The 17532-nt window shown below is 37.5% G+C and carries 17 protein-coding genes; 4 read left to right on the top strand and 13 right to left on the bottom strand.

All coding sequences use genetic code 11. The annotated features are described in order from the left end of the window. Nucleotides 1-38 precede the first annotated feature (38 nt). Nucleotides 39-830 carry an inositol monophosphatase family protein gene (locus JFL43_RS11245; protein WP_200749125.1) on the bottom strand — a complete coding sequence of 264 codons (792 nt, stop codon included), beginning with the start codon at nt 828-830 and terminating at the stop codon, nt 39-41. Nucleotides 831-972: 142 nt separating this feature from the next. Next, nucleotides 973-1170, bottom strand: a complete 198-nt coding sequence (locus JFL43_RS11240) for a hypothetical protein (protein WP_100796334.1) — start codon at nt 1168-1170, stop codon at nt 973-975. Nucleotides 1171-1328: 158 nt separating this feature from the next. Between JFL43_RS11240 and JFL43_RS11235 the strand changes: the two genes are divergently transcribed. After that, a complete protein-coding gene (locus tag JFL43_RS11235) occupies nt 1329-1961 on the top strand; it encodes a YktB family protein (RefSeq protein ID WP_200749124.1) in 633 nt (210 codons plus the stop codon). A gap of 23 nt (nt 1962-1984) precedes the next feature. Here JFL43_RS11235 and JFL43_RS11230 read toward each other — a convergent pair whose 3' ends face one another. The 5 genes from JFL43_RS11230 to JFL43_RS11210 form a co-directional block, all read right to left on the bottom strand. Continuing rightward, a complete protein-coding gene (locus JFL43_RS11230) occupies nt 1985-2272 on the bottom strand; it encodes a UPF0223 family protein (RefSeq protein ID WP_200749123.1) in 288 nt (95 codons plus the stop codon). 39 nt (nt 2273-2311) lie between these two features. Beyond that, entirely contained in the window at nt 2312-3274 is a 963-nt protein-coding gene (locus JFL43_RS11225) for an NAD(P)H-dependent flavin oxidoreductase (RefSeq protein ID WP_100796331.1), read from the bottom strand. A gap of 129 nt (nt 3275-3403) precedes the next feature. Next, nucleotides 3404-4081 (bottom strand): LrgB family protein, encoded by a 678-nt coding sequence (locus tag JFL43_RS11220; RefSeq protein WP_200749122.1) that lies wholly within the window; start codon nt 4079-4081, stop codon nt 3404-3406. Beyond that, complete coding sequence (locus JFL43_RS11215; protein ID WP_234447733.1) at nt 4078-4701, bottom strand: CidA/LrgA family protein; 624 nt, start codon at nt 4699-4701, stop codon at nt 4078-4080. The genes JFL43_RS11220 and JFL43_RS11215 overlap by 4 nt, the downstream gene beginning before the upstream one ends. Before the next feature lie 160 nt (nt 4702-4861). Further along, complete coding sequence (locus tag JFL43_RS11210; RefSeq protein WP_200749121.1) at nt 4862-7951, bottom strand: efflux RND transporter permease subunit; 3090 nt, start codon at nt 7949-7951, stop codon at nt 4862-4864. Between the two features lie 60 nt (nt 7952-8011). Between JFL43_RS11210 and JFL43_RS11205 the strand changes: the two genes are divergently transcribed. Further along, complete coding sequence (locus JFL43_RS11205) at nt 8012-8887, top strand: TetR/AcrR family transcriptional regulator (protein WP_157812946.1); 876 nt, start codon at nt 8012-8014, stop codon at nt 8885-8887. Nucleotides 8888-9287: 400 nt separating this feature from the next. Here JFL43_RS11205 and JFL43_RS11200 read toward each other — a convergent pair whose 3' ends face one another. The 5 genes from JFL43_RS11200 to pdhA all read right to left on the bottom strand — a co-directional run bounded on the left by JFL43_RS11200 (nt 9288) and on the right by pdhA (nt 15288). Then, entirely contained in the window at nt 9288-10070 is a 783-nt protein-coding gene (locus JFL43_RS11200; RefSeq protein ID WP_200749120.1) for an SDR family NAD(P)-dependent oxidoreductase, read from the bottom strand. 348 nt (nt 10071-10418) lie between these two features. Beyond that, the gene (gene lpdA / locus JFL43_RS11195; RefSeq protein ID WP_200749119.1) at nt 10419-11834 is read right to left on the bottom strand and encodes a dihydrolipoyl dehydrogenase; all 1416 of its coding nucleotides are present in this window, start codon (nt 11832-11834) and stop codon (nt 10419-10421) included. A gap of 4 nt (nt 11835-11838) precedes the next feature. After that, nucleotides 11839-13161, bottom strand: coding sequence for a dihydrolipoamide acetyltransferase family protein (locus JFL43_RS11190; protein WP_200749118.1), 1323 nt, complete (start codon nt 13159-13161; stop codon nt 11839-11841). Between the two features lie 30 nt (nt 13162-13191). After that, a complete protein-coding gene (locus JFL43_RS11185) occupies nt 13192-14169 on the bottom strand; it encodes an alpha-ketoacid dehydrogenase subunit beta (protein ID WP_100796324.1) in 978 nt (325 codons plus the stop codon). A gap of 3 nt (nt 14170-14172) precedes the next feature. Beyond that, on the bottom strand, nt 14173-15288 hold the full coding sequence (gene pdhA, locus JFL43_RS11180) for a pyruvate dehydrogenase (acetyl-transferring) E1 component subunit alpha (RefSeq protein ID WP_100796323.1): 1116 nt from the start codon (nt 15286-15288) through the stop codon (nt 14173-14175). 365 nt (nt 15289-15653) lie between these two features. Between pdhA and def the strand changes: the two genes are divergently transcribed. Beyond that, on the top strand, nt 15654-16211 hold the full coding sequence (gene def / locus JFL43_RS11175) for a peptide deformylase (protein WP_200749117.1): 558 nt from the start codon (nt 15654-15656) through the stop codon (nt 16209-16211). A gap of 53 nt (nt 16212-16264) precedes the next feature. On the opposite strand, the gene JFL43_RS11170 is transcribed toward def, so the two are convergent. Then, on the bottom strand, nt 16265-17038 hold the full coding sequence (locus tag JFL43_RS11170; protein WP_200749116.1) for a Cof-type HAD-IIB family hydrolase: 774 nt from the start codon (nt 17036-17038) through the stop codon (nt 16265-16267). A 280-nt stretch (nt 17039-17318) separates the two neighbouring features. On the opposite strand from JFL43_RS11170, the gene JFL43_RS11165 reads away from it, so the two are divergent. Beyond that, nucleotides 17319-17528, top strand: coding sequence for a DNA-dependent RNA polymerase subunit epsilon (locus tag JFL43_RS11165; RefSeq protein ID WP_200749115.1), 210 nt, complete (start codon nt 17319-17321; stop codon nt 17526-17528). Nucleotides 17529-17532: the final 4 nt, after the last annotated feature.

Raw genomic sequence — 17532 nt, 5'->3', positions numbered from 1 at the left:
CGATTTGCGAGTTCATTCTTTTTATTTATATTTATATTCTATTTCAAATTAATGTATTGTTCAATGATTGTCTTATGAATTTCCGGATTTGCGATGATAAATGTGTCTTGCTTCTCCAAATTTACCGCTTCATTTTTCAAATTTGAGACAATCGCACCGACTTCAGATGCAATTACTGCGCCGCCGGCAATATCCCATGGTGATAAACGCATCGACATATATGCATCCATACGCCCACAAGCAACTGCGGCGATTTCTAATGTAGCAGAACCATAAGATCTTGTCCCTCTTACAAAATGCACTAAATCGATCATCTTCTCATGTTCAATATAACGATTTGGGGTAGCCCATGTAGCGTTAACTCCAATAATAGCTTCATGTAATGGCAATGGCCGTAAATGCTCAAGCTTACGCTCATTCAAATAAGCTCCTTGCCCTTGGATTGCATAGTACAAATCATTGCGCATTACATCATATATGTATCCTAATTTCCCGATGCCATTTACATAAATACCAACTGAAATCGCAAAGTTACAATGTTGGCGTATAAAATTCATCGTGCCATCAATTGGATCAATTATCCATACGACACCTTCTAATGAATCCAGGGGTTCCCCCATGCCTTCTTCACCGAGAATTTTAAATGAAGGATCATAGGATTTAATTTGTTCAATAAAAAACAGTTCTGTTTCACGATCAATATTCGTTACAAGGTCATTGGCATTCGCTTTTGTTTCAATTTCCAACTTTTCTGAAAATGATTGGCGAATTCGCTCCCCTGCTTCTTGAATAATTTTAAGTGCAAAATCATGCATTACTGTAATCTCCACAATAGCCCCACCTTTCGAAGCAAAAACACATCGATTATTTAGTCCAAATTCTATGGTCATTGCCTATTTCTATTATAACAAAAAAAAACATCTGCTTCTCATTTGATTAGCAGATGTTCACCGGCGAATATTTATTCTCTCTTTAGGCAAAAGCATGAAATGCCTCCAGTTCCATATGAATTTCAGAAAGGCGACCTTTACTCAGCTCGATTTGTTTTACATCCTCACCTTGCAGAGCATCGAATAATGTTGCTAGTTCATAATCCATTTCTAGTTGCAGACCTTTTACATATTGCTTTTCAAAATCAACTTTGCGAATAATGTGTACTACCTGTTTCATACTAACCAGCTCCTTTTTATTTACTGTTTGCGCAAGCAGGACTTAAAGTGTCTTATAACATTATATGCACGTTGTGAAAAATGATAAGTCCTTCTACAAGATTTTTTCCCACATTTCTAATAAAATAAACATAAACTTTCTAAAGGAGTTAAATTATTATGCCAAGTACTAAATGGACTCAAAAAGATTTCGACGTTTTCACTATCGATGGTCTAGAACCTCGCATGGAAGCACTTATCAATACAGTTAGACCAAAATTCGAAGAATTAGGGACGACTTTTTCTACATATTTCTCAGCTAAAACTGCTGATGAATTTTTCCCTCACGTAGCAAAACATGCACGTCGTAAAGTAAATCCCCCAAAAGATAGCTGGGTTGCTTTTGCTCCTTACAAGCGTGGCTACAAAGCAATTCCTCATTTCCAGGTTGGCTTATTTGGTACACATTTATTCATTATTCTTTGTGTAATTTACGAAGCACCGAGCAAAATAGAAATAGCAGAACGTTTATTAGAAAAACAAAATTTATTTAAAAAGCTACCCGGTAATTTTTATATTTCAGGTGATCATTTTTCACCATTGGGTATCAATGTAAAAGAAGCTGTGAAAGATGGCCAATTAGAAGGCTTACTTGAGCGTTTACGCGATGTGAAAAAAGGTGAATTTATCGTTGGTTTACAACTTCCAAAAGAAGAAGCCATTCACCTATCTGCAGAGGAGTTTGAAAAATTAACAGAAGAAACATTTGATGCATTACTCCCTATTTACAATATTATGGTCAATAAAAAATAAAAGAACAGGCAAATGCCTGTTCTTTATTTTCTTTTTCTTGACTCACCTTTAACCTTTGCACCAGCAGGGGCATCTTTCATTTGCTTAATAATTGAATAACTAACATATCCACTTTCTTCTTCAAATTCCCGAAAGATTGTTTTTTCCTCAGCCATCGTTGGGACAATTTCTTTAAAACGTCTATATCTTGGCATTAATTCTTCACGTTTAACACCAGTTTCGTATGCTTTTTCTATCGCTTGAAAGAAAGCAATAACATCTACAATTTCATCTGTCGACCAGTCCGTTGAGAACGGATAAGAGTATTCCATTATAATACCTACCTTTTGATTTAGGCTGTCACAAGCCTTTTATTGTTCTCCCCATTTTAAGCGTATTTCCATAGCTTGTGCAACCATTCGCTGTAGAAGTTCCTCTACAGTAGGTTCGTCATGAATTAAACCCATCACTTGGCCTGCCCATCCAAATCCCTCTTGTTCTTTACCTTCATAGATGAACTTTTTATTTGCTTGACCACTTATATGATTTTTTAAAGCTTCGTATGTTGGTGTTTTTTTCTCAATATCATGAATTTGCTCTGTCCAACTATTTCTAATAGCGCGTGCTGGCGAACCAAGAGAGCGTTTAATAACAGTCGTATCTGCTTCAGTACTATTAATCAAAGCATTTTTATATACAACTGATGCATCGACACATTCTTTCGTGGCAATGAAGCGCGTACCCATTTCAATACCTTCTGCACCTAAAGCTAATGCTGCCATCCAACCACGGCCATCACCAATGCCGCCTGACGCAATTACGGGAATTGATACAGCATCCACAACTTGAGGTACAAGCACCATCGTACCGATATCATCACGCCCTAAATGACCGCCACCCTCCTGCCCTACAACCATCACCGCATCTGCGCCTAACTCCTCTGCTTTTTGGGCTTGTCTACGCGCTGCGACTAATACCAACTTCTTAATCCCTGTCCCTGCTAGTTGCTCGAGAATCGGTGCAGGATTGCCGCCTGTCATCGACACAACTGGCACCTTCTCTTCAATCGCTACCGCTAACATTTGCTCAAATGAACGACCATGCTGACCAATTGCATAATTGACTCCGAATGGTCGACTTGTTAATTGACGTACTTTTTGAATTTCTTTTCGCAATGCTTCAGGACTTTCTAAACTCATCGCTGTAATTTGCCCTAATCCACCCGCATTCGATACAGCAGCAGCTAAATCCGCGTATGCTAAATATGCAAGTCCCCCTTGAATGATTGGATATTCTATTCCTAATAAATCTGTCACTCTCGTTTGCCATTTCATAAGTTGCACCCCTTTGTTTTCCCATACTATTTTGGTTCGCCATAAGCTGTTAAAATCCTCTTTCTATTTTTATTGCCCAGGAAATAAAAAAATATGTGAAAGTCCAACAAGAACTTTCACATATCTATTTCAGAAAATAAGCAGTGCAAATAATGGGCAAATGAAAGCACCGATTACAGCGCTCAAAGTCATAGATACTGATCCCATTGATAGTGTTTTTTCACCGTATTCTGTTAGTTTTGATACGCCGAATCCATGAGCACCACTTCCCATTGAAACGCCTCTGCTCACTGCACTTTCAATTTTGCAAACGCGGAAAATAAAAGGTCCTAGAATGGCTCCAGTAAATCCAGCTATCATAACAAATACCGCTGTCATTGGAGGAACCCCGCCTAATGAATCACTAATTTGCATCGCAACTGGTGTCGTAATTGATTTCGGCAAAAGTGATCTTATCATTCCATCATCAAAGCGCATTAGCTTTGCCAAGGAAAAAATACTAATTAGCCCTGAGATCATCGCTATAACAACACTCGAAATGATAGATAATTTATACTTTTTAATCATATCTCGTTGTGTATACAATGGATATGTTAAACTTACAACTGCTGGTCCAAGCATCACGTCAATCCATTTACCGCCTGTCATATATGTTTCGTACGGAATATCAAACTGCATTAATAGAAGAACACCGATGATCGTCGTCGTTAATATTGGCAACAAAAATGGAGTCGAATATCGCGCATACAATTTTGTCATTAAATAATATATGACAATAGTTATTAGGATAATTGCAATTACTTTCATTTAATGACCTCCGCCACTTCTTCATGTTTTGCCATTTCTTTGCTCTCTATATACTGACAAATTTTCCCTGAAACAAAAATAGTGAAGATTGTACTAACAATAACAGATAATAATAGCAGCAAACCATGAAGTGATATTAGCTCAGGATAATTAATTATTCCAACTGTTGCAGGTACGAAGAACAAAGGCAATATCGCTAACATAAATCCCGCGCCATTTTCAATAAACGTAACTGGTATAACTTTACATAGTAATAGCGTTAGTAAAATGAGTAGCCCTGCAATGCTACCAGGGAAATTAATGCCTAATAAATCTACAACATATGTACCTAAAAATGAAAAAAAGTAGAGCACGGCGATTTGGAGAATGATACGAACATATTTAACTAGTTGTGTTTTTACTGAATTAAATTGGGCAAATATTTTCTGCTTAAAACTTTTTGAATCTACTTTTCTTTGATTTGAATCTTTTACATGTGATTCTTTTCTATTTTGTTCTTGCACATCTAATTCTTGTGTTTGTAACTCTTGTATCGCCATTTCTTGTACTTTATATTTTTTCAAAACTAATTTTTTTGATTGATTTTTAACTAATTTATATTTTGCTAATTTATTTCGCATTGTCAGCTCCCCCTTAACATTCGACAATTCTTTAAGTAATACGAAATATTGTACGCCTATATTTCCCAGTTGTCTATGACTCTCAAATAAACACAAAAGAAGCTATCTCCATCAATAACATGATGATAGATAGCTCCTTTTAAATTTCTAGCAATAAAATCTATTCGTCAAGGTTTTCAGTCGCACGATTCTTTTTCAATAGTTTAGATAGTAGTTCATAAACTAACGGTACGACGATCAATGTTAAAGCTGTAGAACTAATTAAACCACCGATCACTGTTACACCTAAACCTTTTGAAATCAAACCGCTTCCTTCTGCACCAATTGCTAATGGAATTAAGGCACCAACAGTTGCTAGTGCAGTCATTAAGATTGGGCGAAGACGTGTTGCTCCCGCTTCTAAAATAGCTTCACGCATTTTCATACCAGCGTGTTCCATATGGATTACGCGGTCGATTAAAACGATTGCATTTGTTACTACGATACCGATTAACATTAGTAAGCCAATCATTGAAGATACACTAATCGTTTCACCAGTTATCCATAGTGCTACTAACGCACCAATCACGGTAAATGGTAGTGAGAACAGGATTGAAAGTGGTGCTAATCCTTCACCAAATGTTACAACTAGAATGAAGTAAACGATCGCAATTGCAGCTAGAATCGCTAAGCCTAATTGAGTGAATGCTTCTGCCATATCTTCTGCCACACCGCCGCTACTTACTTCGACGTTGTTTGGCAAATCTAATTTATCGATATTTTTTTGTACAGCACTTGACGCTTTTGTAACGTCTTTTGAAGTAACTGTAGCTGTTACGCTCGCATAGATTTTACCTTTACTACGATTGATTTGAGATAAGGTTGTCCCCTCTTTGACATCCACTACTTCTGAAAGTTTAACTTCCATACCAAGAGGCGATTTGATTTTTTGTTTTAATACATCATCAAAGTCGTCTGGTGACGCAGTTTCTTTAAGAACAGAAACTTCGATTTTCTTGCTGTCCTTATCAATCGATGTTAATACTTCTGAGCGGACGTTCGGGTTAATCGCCATTGCAATTTGACCTGTTGTTAAGCCAAGTTGTTTTACTTTATCTTGGTCGATTACTAACGTGTGTTCATCATATGCTTCAGACAGTGATGCTTTAACGTCTTTTAAATCATCACGCTTTTTCATCATTTTTTCAATATCTCTTACAACTGGTTTGATTTCCTTCAACGTATTCCCGTAAACAGAGTAAGATAATTCACTACTTGACCCCGTAGTTGAGAAATCTTGGCTTTTCCAAGTTCCTGTTTGGTCAACAGCAACAACTTCTTTTATTAATTTAGCTTTTACATCACTAAATTTTTTCGTATCCGGATTATAAATGATGTACATTAAAGCACCATTTGAAGCTCCTGGCATCATTGGATTTGCTCCGCCAATCGATACTTGAACCGTTTGGACGTCCTTTTTATCCATAATCATCTTCTCTACTTCTTCAACGTCTTTAATGACACTATCACGTGTTTTACCAGGCTCTGGTGTATACGTTAAGTAGACCATTTTTTGTTCATCATCTGGTAAAAAACTAAATCCAACAAACGGCGCTAAGAATAGACTTGCTACTAAAACTGCAATTGTCGCAATTGATGTAACTATTTTATGGTCAAGTACCCAGCTAAGTAATTTTTTATAGCTTTGTGATAGCTTGCCATGTTCTTCTTTTTTCGTTTGTTTTTTACCATATAACTCTTTTTTGAACAATGTATGCGCTAATACTGGTACAACTGTAATCGCAATGATTAATGATGCACCAAGTGCGAATGTCATCGTTAATGCGAACGGCATGAACAATTCGCCTACCATACCGCCAACTAACCCAAGTGGTAAGAATACAGCTACTGTTACAAGTGTTGAAGATAAAATCGGCTTGAACATTTCAATCGTTGCTTCACGAATTAATGCTCGCCCATGTAATTTCTCGTCTTCTAAATAAATTCGACGATATATATTTTCTACTACAACGATAGAGTCATCGATCACTCGACCGATTGCTACCGTCATCGCGCCAAGTGTCATCATATTCAACGTAATATCAAATTGTTTCAAAATCAATACCGCGATTAATAATGATAGTGGAATTGATACGATTGAAATGATTGTTGAGCGAAGGTTACGTAAAAACAGCATAATAATAACTACGGCGAAAATAGCACCGAATAATGCTTTGTTCAACATTGTGTTGACAGATTTCTCGATTGGCTCACCTTGGTCAAGTGTTAGGTCAATCGCCATCCCTTTATTATCTTTTTCAAATTGTTTCGAAGCTTCTTTAACATCGTTTACAACGTCAACTGTATTTGCTTCTTGTGATTTCACAACTTGTACTGCAATGGCTGATTGACCATTTGTACGAGAAACTGATTCAACTTCACCAATCAATTCGATTTTCGCAAGCTTTCCTAATTTCACAAACGGCTCAGCTGGTGGTTGTTGTGCTTCAAGCCCAGCTCCACCTTGCATCTGCGCTGGAATCTCTAAGTCTTTCAACTCTTTTAATGTTGTTAATTTACCATCAACTACGACAGATTGTTCTGCATCCTTGAATTGGAACATACCTAGTGGCACTGTAAGGTCCATCGCTTGGATATATTGCTTAATCGTAGCTTCATCTAGCCCGTATTGCGCTAGTTTTTTGGGGTCGTAAGTTAATTGAACTTTTTCAACTTGTTGACCTGTTACTGCTACTGAAGAGACACCATCGATTGCTTCCATTTTCGGAACGAAGTAATTTTCTACCGTTTTTGTTAGCTCTTCAATTGTTTCATTTTTGTCTGAAACACTTAACGCTACAACCGGAAATGCGTTAATATTTACACGGTCAATAGTTGGTGCTTGTGCTGTATCAGGAAGGTCAATTTTCGCGATTGCTTCCTTTACATTATCAGCTGCTTCTTTCATATCAGCACCATATTCGAATTCTATTTGAATACTTGATGCATTTTGAAATGAATTTGAGGACACAGATTTTACTGATTTTAAATTGTTTACTGCCTTCTCAAAAGGTATCGAAATATCATCTGTCACTTGCTCTGGTGTTGCACCAGGATAGACTGTCATTACTGTGACAATTGGAATTGAAATATCGGGAATTGTCTCAAGCTTCATTTTCAAGCCTGCGTAAACCCCCGCAACTGCTAGGATAATAGTTAATAACCATACCGCTAGTTTGTTTTTGAGCATAAATTTAATTGTAGAATGCATCTTGCACCGCCTTTTTGACTATTTGGTCACTATCCTATATAATAATGACTGATCAGTCAGTTGTCAATTTTAAAGAGTAGGGAGTGGGTTATTATTTCAAAACAACAACTAATTATTGAGAAGGCCGTAGCTTTATATGCACAAGATGGTATGGCATCAACCTCTATTCAAGATATAACCGATGCATGCGGTATTTCAAAAGGCGCCTTTTACTTATCCTTTAAATCAAAAGACGAATTACTCGTAGCCATTTTCGAGCATTTTTTACGTGAAATTATTGGTCAATTTAATTGTTTATTAGAAAAAGAAATGCCTGTAAAAGAAAAACTTGCTCACTATTTCCTATTACATTTTCAACTATTTGAAGAAAAACTGCCCTTTATATCTATGTTTATGAAGGAACAAATGAATCCAATTAATGAACAAATTCTTAACAAATTCAATTATTATAATGAACTTTCAGATAAAACGACACTTGCATTACTAAAAGAAGTATACGGAGAACGCATTGAACCTTTTCAATACGATCTTCTCACTACTATAAAAGGTATCCTGAAAGGCTATTCAGAATTCATCGTTTTCCATAGACAACCGTATGATTTCATCCATTTGAGCTCTACGCTTATAGAAAAAACAGATATTTTAGTAGAATATACAACAAAAACTTTCCTTACTGAACAACTGTGGCAAAGCAAACCCCGTAGCATGCAAGAGTACTCAGTAACTACATTTGAAGTGCAAGAAGAAGTAAAACGTTGGCAAGAGGTTTATAAAGGGCACCCTATTATTGAGGACACTTTGTCTTTAATACAAGATGAACTACAGCTTGCTAAACCTCGCCCTGCATTATTACATGGTATGATGGCCAACCTTAAACAGCAGGATAACTTGCAATGGCTTGCTTTATTATTAAAGCAGTTTACAGTGCAGCTTTAATCATAAACAAAAGAGATAGTCGCGTTTCTGCCGACTATCTCTTTTAATTTGCAGGCGCAAAGCCCCATCTAGCTAGACTACAAGCATATTAACCTATTATAAGGAACGTATTATTATTGAGAAAGATGACTGCACAGTCACATATAAAGACCACACTATAATTGATTACACCTTCAAGTTTTTACTTTCCGTGTTGCTTGATATGGCGGCTAAACTTATGAGCAAAGTCTCCTTAAGTTGACTAGCAATGTACCGAAGACTGTTACTAATCCAGCTAATACAGCATAAATAACACTACGCTTTACAAATCCTTATTAAAATCCGGTGACTATTATAATTAGCAATTATATTAATAGTATTAAATTCCATTATATTAATTTCGTTCCTCAGTTTCGTACTTTTATAGAGCAGGCGAAGAGCCACCGTCGATGTTAATAGCTGTGCCACTGACATAAGAAGCGGCATCTGATACTAAAAATGTAATAACATTTGCAGCTTCCTGCGGATCCCCAATCCGACCAATTGGAATATTCTTGCCCATTTCTTTTGAAAACTCGTCCCAACTAAGTTCCGGTGCTTGTTTATTCCATTTTCTTTCAATTTGCGAACTACGTATTAAGCCGATGCAAACGCTATTCACACGAATATGATCTTTGCCCAAATCCTTACTCATCGCCTTCGTTAGAGCTAAGCCCGCTGCCCGACTTACAGATGTCGGTAAAGATGATTCAGATGGGGATTTTCCTTTCACAGCTGTGACATTCACAATTGCCCCACCTCCTACTGCCCGCATATGCGAAAGAGCGTATTTTGAACAATTCACGGCACCAAATAATTTTAAATCTAGATCTTGTTGCCATAACTCGTTTTCTACACTTTCAAACGGATTGGCCGAGCTTGTCCCTGCATTATTCACTAAAATATTTAGTTGACCAAAGTGTTCCACTGTTTCGCAAATGATTTTCTCACAATCTTCTTTTTTCGATACATCCGCACTAATCGTAAGTACTTTCTGGCCTGTCTCTTTGAATATCACCTTTTCAGCTTGCTCTAAATTTTCCTCGTTACGTGCACAAATTGTTACATTAGCACCCTCTTTGACAAGTTGTAATGCTGTTGCAAGTCCAATTCCCTTACTACTCCCAGTTACAATCGCTACTTTCCCCTTTAAACCTAAATCCATTTTTCAGCACCCCTTTATTTTTCAATTTAAAAATATTCTATTTTGCAGCACTCTTCGACTCTTTGTTATCATATTTTACCATAAAAAACAGTAACTAAAGAACAAATTCAAACTCTCGTTTTAAGAATGAATCGAAAAGTACAACGTCCTCATTAATGAAGAGAAATAAATACTTTAATGACCTACTGCCCCTAAAACAGGCCATGTTCATTTATCAGAATAGAACAGATTTTTTGATATATTTCACTTTATATCACATTACCATTCAATCTAAGCAACCACTTTTTTGTAATAAAAAACCTCTCAAAGCCCAAAGACTTTAAGAGGTTTGTAAATTGACTAGGTCAATTATTTTTTAGCTACAATGTGAATTGGGTTACCAAGTAATACTTCAGCAGTTTCCATAGTGATTTCACCTAATGTTGGGTGTGCGTGAATTGTCATCGCAACATCTTCTACAGTCATACCCGCTTCAATTGCTAAACCAATTTCAGAGATCATATCAGAAGCACCAGCACCAACGATTTGACCACCTAGTAATAAGCCATCAGCTTTACGAGAAACTAGTTTCACGAAGCCTTCTGTTTCATTTAATGCTAATGCACGGCCGTTAGCACCGAATGGGAATTTACCAGCCACTACTTCATAACCTTCTTCTTTTGCTTGGTCTTCAGAAAGACCTACAGTTGCCATTTCTGGATCTGTGAAGCAAACAGCAGGGATTGCTAAGTAATCTACTACTGATTTTTCACCAGCGATTGCTTCAGCAGCAACTTTACCTTCGTAAGAAGCTTTGTGAGCAAGTTGTGGTCCAGCAACGATATCACCGATTGCATAAATGTTTGGTATATTTGTACGGCATTGTTTGTCGACTTTTAATAGTCCACGTTCACCAAACTCAAGACCTAGTTCTTCTAAGCCAATTTCGTCAGTGTTAGGACGACGACCAACAGTCACTAATACGTAATCGGCTTCAACAGATTTTGCTTCGCCTTTTACTTCGTATTTAACAGTAACGCCTGTTTCTGTTTCTTCAACGCCTTGAGCAAGTGCGCCTGTCTCGATTGTAACGCCTTTTTTCTTAAGACCTTTTTTAACAATCATTGTCATTTGTTTTTCGAAGCCAGCTAGAATATCTTTGCCGCCTTCTAGAATCGTTACCTCTGAACCAAGGTTTGCAAATGCAGATCCAAGCTCAGTACCGATATAACCGCCACCAATAACAACAAGTTTGCCAGGAACTTCTTGTAAAGAAAGTGCTCCTGTAGAGTTTATTACGCGTTTAGAGAATTTGAAAGTTGGGATTTCAACAGGGCGTGAACCAGTTGCTAAAATCGCATTTTTGAATGTATACGTTTGTGCAGAATCTTCGTTGATAACACGGATTGTGTTCGCATCTACAAAGTATGCTTCTCCACTTACTACTTCTACGTTGTTGCCTTTTAATAAGCTTGATACGCCGCCAGTTAATTTTTTAACTACACCGTTTTTAAATTCTTGTGCTTTTTTGAAATCAATGCTAACTTCAGGAGCCACGATACCCATGTCTGCTGAGTTTTTAGCATGTTCTAAACGGTGACCGACTGAGATTAATGCTTTTGAAGGAATACAACCAACGTTTAAGCACACGCCACCTACGTATTCTTTTTCAACAACTGTTACTTTTTGTCCAGTTTGCGCTGCACGAATTGCTGCAACATATCCACCAGGGCCTGCGCCAATTACAAGTGTATCTGTTTCGATTGGGAAATCTCCTACTACCATTTTCTTACGCCTCCATTAATAATAATTCGGGCTCGCTTAACAAACGTTTAATATGATTTAACGCATGTTGCGCTGTAGCACCGTCGATCATTCGATGATCAAAGCTCAATGATAATGCTAACACAGGTGCAGCTACAATTTCACCATTTTTTATTACAGGTTTCTCTGAAATTCGACCAATTCCTAAAATTGCTACTTCAGGATGGTTAATTACTGGAGTAAACCATTGGCCACCTGCTGAACCAATATTAGTGATTGAACATGATGCACCCTTCATTTCGTTTGGCGCTAACTTACCATCACGGGCTTTTGTTGCAAGCTCATTAATTTCATCAGATACAGCAAATACCGATTTGCGATCTGCGTGTTTAATAACTGGCACAAGTAAACCTTTATCTGTATCGGCAGCTATACCGATATTATAATAGTGTTTTTGTACAATTTCTTGTTTTTCATCATCAAGCGAACAATTAAATGCAGGGAATTCACGTAAAGTGCTTACTAAAGCTTTTACTACATATGGTAAATATGTGAGCTTGATACCTTTTTCAGCCGCGATTTCTTTGAATTTTTTACGGTGTGCAACAAGTTCTGTCACATCTACTTCATCCATTAATGTTACATGTGGAGCTGTATGTTTCGAGTGAACCATTGCTTTGGCAATTGCACGACGAATTCCAGACATTTTCTCTCGTGTTTCAGGGAATTCACCTTCCAATGTCGGCTGTACAGATGCTTTTTCACTTACTGTATCGGCAGCTTGTGAAGCTTCTTTAACAGGCGCCTCTACAACTTGAGATTGGCCACCATTCATGAACGATTCCACATCTTCTTTTACAATACGGCCATTTTTAGCTGAGCCAGCCACTTGTTTAATATCCACGTCATTGTCACGTGCAAATTTACGAACAGATGGCATCGCAATAACGCGTTTATTTGGATCAATTTCTACAGATGCTTGTGATACTCCAGCTGGTACTGTATCAGCTTTTGGTACTTCTTCAACTGAAGCTTGCACTGCCTCTTCCACTTGTGCTTTCGGCGCTTCTTCATCGTCATGATGACCTTTTAGCTGAATGTCTTCATAGCCGGGTGCATCTACGCGTAATAATACTGTACCTACTGTTGTTAAAACGCCTTCTTCTACAAGTACTGCCTCTACTGTTCCTTCTACCGGAGAAGGGATTTCAACAACTGCTTTATCATTTTGAACTTCACAAAGCACGTCATCCTCTTGAATTTTGTCCCCTGCTTTTACGAACCATTTTACAATTTCACCCTCATGGATACCTTCACCAATATCTGGTAGTCGAAATTCAAATGCCATATGATTCACCCTTTCTGTTTCGAAAATAAATTAAAATGTTAATACTTTTTTCGCTGTTTCAACGATATCTTTTGCGTTTGGTAACCACACAGCTTCTGCTTGTGGGAATGGATATATAGTATCTGGCGCTGTAACGCGTAGTACAGGAGCCTCTAAACTAAGAATTGCGCGCTCTGTAATTTCAGAGACAACATTCGCTGCAATACCTGCCTGTTTTTGTGCTTCTTGGACAACAACTGCACGGCCTGTTTTTTCAACAGATGCAATAATTGTTTCAATATCTAACGGTTGAATTGTACGTAAATCCACAACTTCAACTGAGTATTCTTCTTTTTCTAGTTGTTCCGCAGCTTTTAGTGATTCATGCACCATAGCACCGTATGCAAAGATAGATAAATCTGTTCCTTCACGCTTAACATCTGCTTTTCCTAGAGGAATTGTATATGACTCTTCAGGAACTTCTTCACGGAATGAACGATACAATTTTAAATGCTCAAGGAACACAACTGGATCATTATCACGAATAGATGAGATTAATAAACCTTTTGCGTCATAAGGAGTTGATGGTACAACTACTTTAATACCTGGTTGCGATGCTACTAAGCCTTCTAAGCTATCTGAGTGCATTTCTGGTGTATGAACGCCACCACCAAATGGTGAACGGATTGTCACAGGTGCGCCAAGTGCACCGCCTGTGCGGTAACGCATACGTGCTAATTGTCCGCTGATTGAGTCCATCACTTCATATACGAAACCAAAGAATTGGATTTCAGGTACAGGACGGTAGCCTTGAAGTGCAAGACCGATAGTTAAACCACCAATTCCTGACTCTGCAAGTGGTGTATCGAAAACGCGATCCTCACCAAATTCTTTTTGAAGACCTTCAGTTGCGCGGAATACCCCGCCGTTTACACCAACGTCTTCACCGAACACTAATACGTTTTCGTCATCTTTTAATTCGCAGCGTAGTGCGTCTGTAATTGCTTGAATCATCGTCATTTGTGCCATCGGTTACTTCGACTCCTTCTCTTTGAAGATTTCGTATTGTTCTTGTAAGTTATATGGTAAATCGCCGTCATGCATATTACGGATAAGCTCTGTTACTTTTTGTTTTGGTGCTGCATCCGCTTCTTTGACAGCTGCTTTAATTTCTTCTTTTGCATTTTCAATGACTTCTGCTTCTTTTTCTTCGTTCCATAAACCTTTTGCTTCTAAATATTTACGGAAACGTACGATTGGGTCTTTCTTTTCCCACTTAGAATCTGTATCAGAAGTACGGTAACGAGTCGGGTCATCCCCAGCCATTGTATGTGGGCCATAACGGTAACACATTGTTTCAATTAACGAAGGACCTTCACCATTAACTGCACGTTCGCGCGCATCGCGAGTTGCTACATATACAGCAAGTGGATCCATACCATCTACTAAAATACTCGGCAGGCCAGCTGAAATCCCTTTTTGAGCAATTGTTTTCGCTGCTGTTTGCAATTCACGTGGTGTTGAAATAGCGAATTGGTTATTTTGAACGATAAAGATTGCTGGTGAACGGAATGCACCTGCGAAGTTAATGCCTTCGTAGAAATCCCCTTGTGATGAACCTCCATCACCTGTATATGTTACAGCAACAGCCTTTTTACCTCGTTTTTGCATACCAAGAGCAACACCTGCTGCTTGGATATATTGAGCACCAATAATAATTTGCGGTGGTAAAACATTTACACCCTCTGGAATTTGGTTACCAATGAAATGTCCACGTGAGAATAAGAACGCTTTAGAAAGCGGTAGGCCATGCCACACAATTTGAGGCACATCACGATATCCCGGTAAAATATAATCTTCTTTTTCAAGTGCATAGTGTGAAGCAATTTGAGAAGCTTCTTGTCCCGCTGTTGGCGCATAGAATCCTAGGCGACCTTGGCGATTCAATGAAATTGAACGCTGGTCTAAAATACGTGTAAAGACCATTCGGCGCATTAACTCTACTAATTCATCATCCGATAATTTCGGATCTGCATCTGTGTTAACAATTTCGCCTTCCTCATTCAAAATCTGAAACATTTCAAATTTTTCTTCAATCTCATGCAGGTTTGCTACTGGATCGAATTGCTTTGATTTTTGTGAAGCCATGCTATCACATCTCCTTTGTGTCTGTATTATAAATATTTTTCTTTTTAGTAATACAAGGTTTCTTCTTTTTCAGTATACTGAATTAAAATTAATTGGTCAATCATCGTTATGATAATGCTTACATTATCTTTTATAACTTTCTAAGAAATTCTGTACTATACATATTTGAACTTCCGTATTATACAACAGCACTATTTTTCCAACCTTTACTAGAACAGTAATTACCTCGCCTTATGTATTCCCACCTGTCGTAATCTTAAACAAATAATCATTTATTATTTATTCTTTTTCATTGAACGTTTGTCGTCGTACGTTATACTATTAGTATTGATCATTTGTATATTGTATTGAAAGGAAGAACCGAAATGATTTTAATGGATAATGTTATTCGCGAAGGCCACCCAACATTACGTGCTCGCGCGAAAGAACTAACTTTCCCCCTATCAAAAGAGGATAAACAATTAGGGCAAGACTTAATGGAATTCCTCATTAACAGTCAAGACCCCGAATTAAGCGAAAAATACGACTTGCGTTCTGGCATTGGTATTGCAGCACCGCAAGTAAATGAATCAAAAAGAATATTCGCTCTTCATCTACCGGACGATTCTGACAATCCACTCAGCTTCGTCGCTGTGAACCCGAAGATTGTCAGCCATTCAGTAGAAAAGACTTATTTAACAAATGGTGAAGGCTGTTTATCAGTTGATCGTAATGTAGATGGTTTCGTACCACGACATGCACGTATAACAGTTAAGTTTTTTACACTTGATGGTGAAGAAAAGAAAATGCGACTAAAAGGCTTACAGGCCATCTTATTCCAACATGAATTGGATCATTTAAATGGCGTAATGTTCTACGATCATATTAATGAATCAAACCCCTTCGCTGAAGTACCAAATTCTCAACCAATTGTGAATAATTAACACAAAAAGCCTTGCTATGAACCATAAAACCATAGCAAGACTTTTTATTGTTTTTATACCAATTGTAATTTTTCCATTGCTTTTACTAATCCATCCTTGTCTACATGCTCAGTTACAAAGGTTGCAGCCGTTTTCGCTTTCTCATGGCCATTCCCCATTGCAACACCTGTTCCAACTGCTGTTAGCATTTCCACATCATTTAAACCATCACCAAAAGCAATCGAATCATCCATTGAAAAATCAGTATATTCTAATAATCGTTCAATTCCATACGCTTTAGAAACACCTTTATTTAATACATCACAAGAATGGGTGTGCCAACGAATTAGTTGCAATTCAGGGAATGTTTTTTCATACTGCACTTCTTCCTCAATATTCACAAATAGCAAAACTTGATAAATCGGTCGAGTTAAGTAGAAATCTTTGTCCAGTCTTGGCATAGGATAGTGTAAGGAAGTCAAACTTTCCTTTATTTTGAGGTCCTCTGCTATAGAAGAAACCATCTCTTGATCATCTAAAAAGACTAATGGTTTATGCTGTTTTTGCACATAGTCAACAAGAGCCTTCAATTGTTCGAGCGGAACTGGCTTCCGAAAGACGGGCCGTCCCTTATATACAACATATTGGCCATTGAAACAAATATACGATTCTACTTCTAAAGTTTCTAGTACTTCCTTAATCATAAAAGGCGCTCTACCTGTTGCAATGACCACTTCATGACCATTAGCTTTCGCCTTTTTGACTGCATTAATCGTCGTTTGTGGAATTTTTTTCTCTGAATTATATAACGTACCGTCTATATCAAAAAATAATATTCTTTTCTGCATCCTAAAATACTTCCTCTCTCTGTCAAAAATTCATTGTTAAGTAAAAAAACTTTACAGCAAAAGTAAAATTGTGTATAATTTACACAAGGAGTGATATGCCATGTTTAAACGCCTAAAAAAACAATTGTTGAAACGGCTTAATGGCTTGCTCGGTAAAAAAACAATCGCTTAAGTATATTTGCCCTTCATAATTTTGGAGGGCTTTTCTTTATTTTAAGTTACTCGCATGATAATATAAAGGAAATGCAATTATTTTGAACGTGTTAAAGGAGAGCATAATATGATTTACAAAGTTTATTACCAAGAAAATGCTGTAGAAGTTCCAGTTCGCGAAAATACTAAAAGCTTATATTTAGAAGCTATAGATGAACGCGATGTCCGTATGAAGCTAAAAGATCGTAACTACAATATCGAGTTTGTTCAATTGCTAGAAGGAAACTACCTAGAATACGAACAAGCAAGTGAACATTTCCACGTGGAGAAAATCTAAACAC

Source organism: Viridibacillus soli (assembly GCF_016612995.1).
Lineage (GTDB): Bacteria > Bacillota > Bacilli > Bacillales_A > Planococcaceae > Viridibacillus > Viridibacillus soli.
The sequence above is the reverse complement of the archived record's forward strand: the minus strand, read 5'-3'. Positions and strand labels throughout refer to the sequence as shown.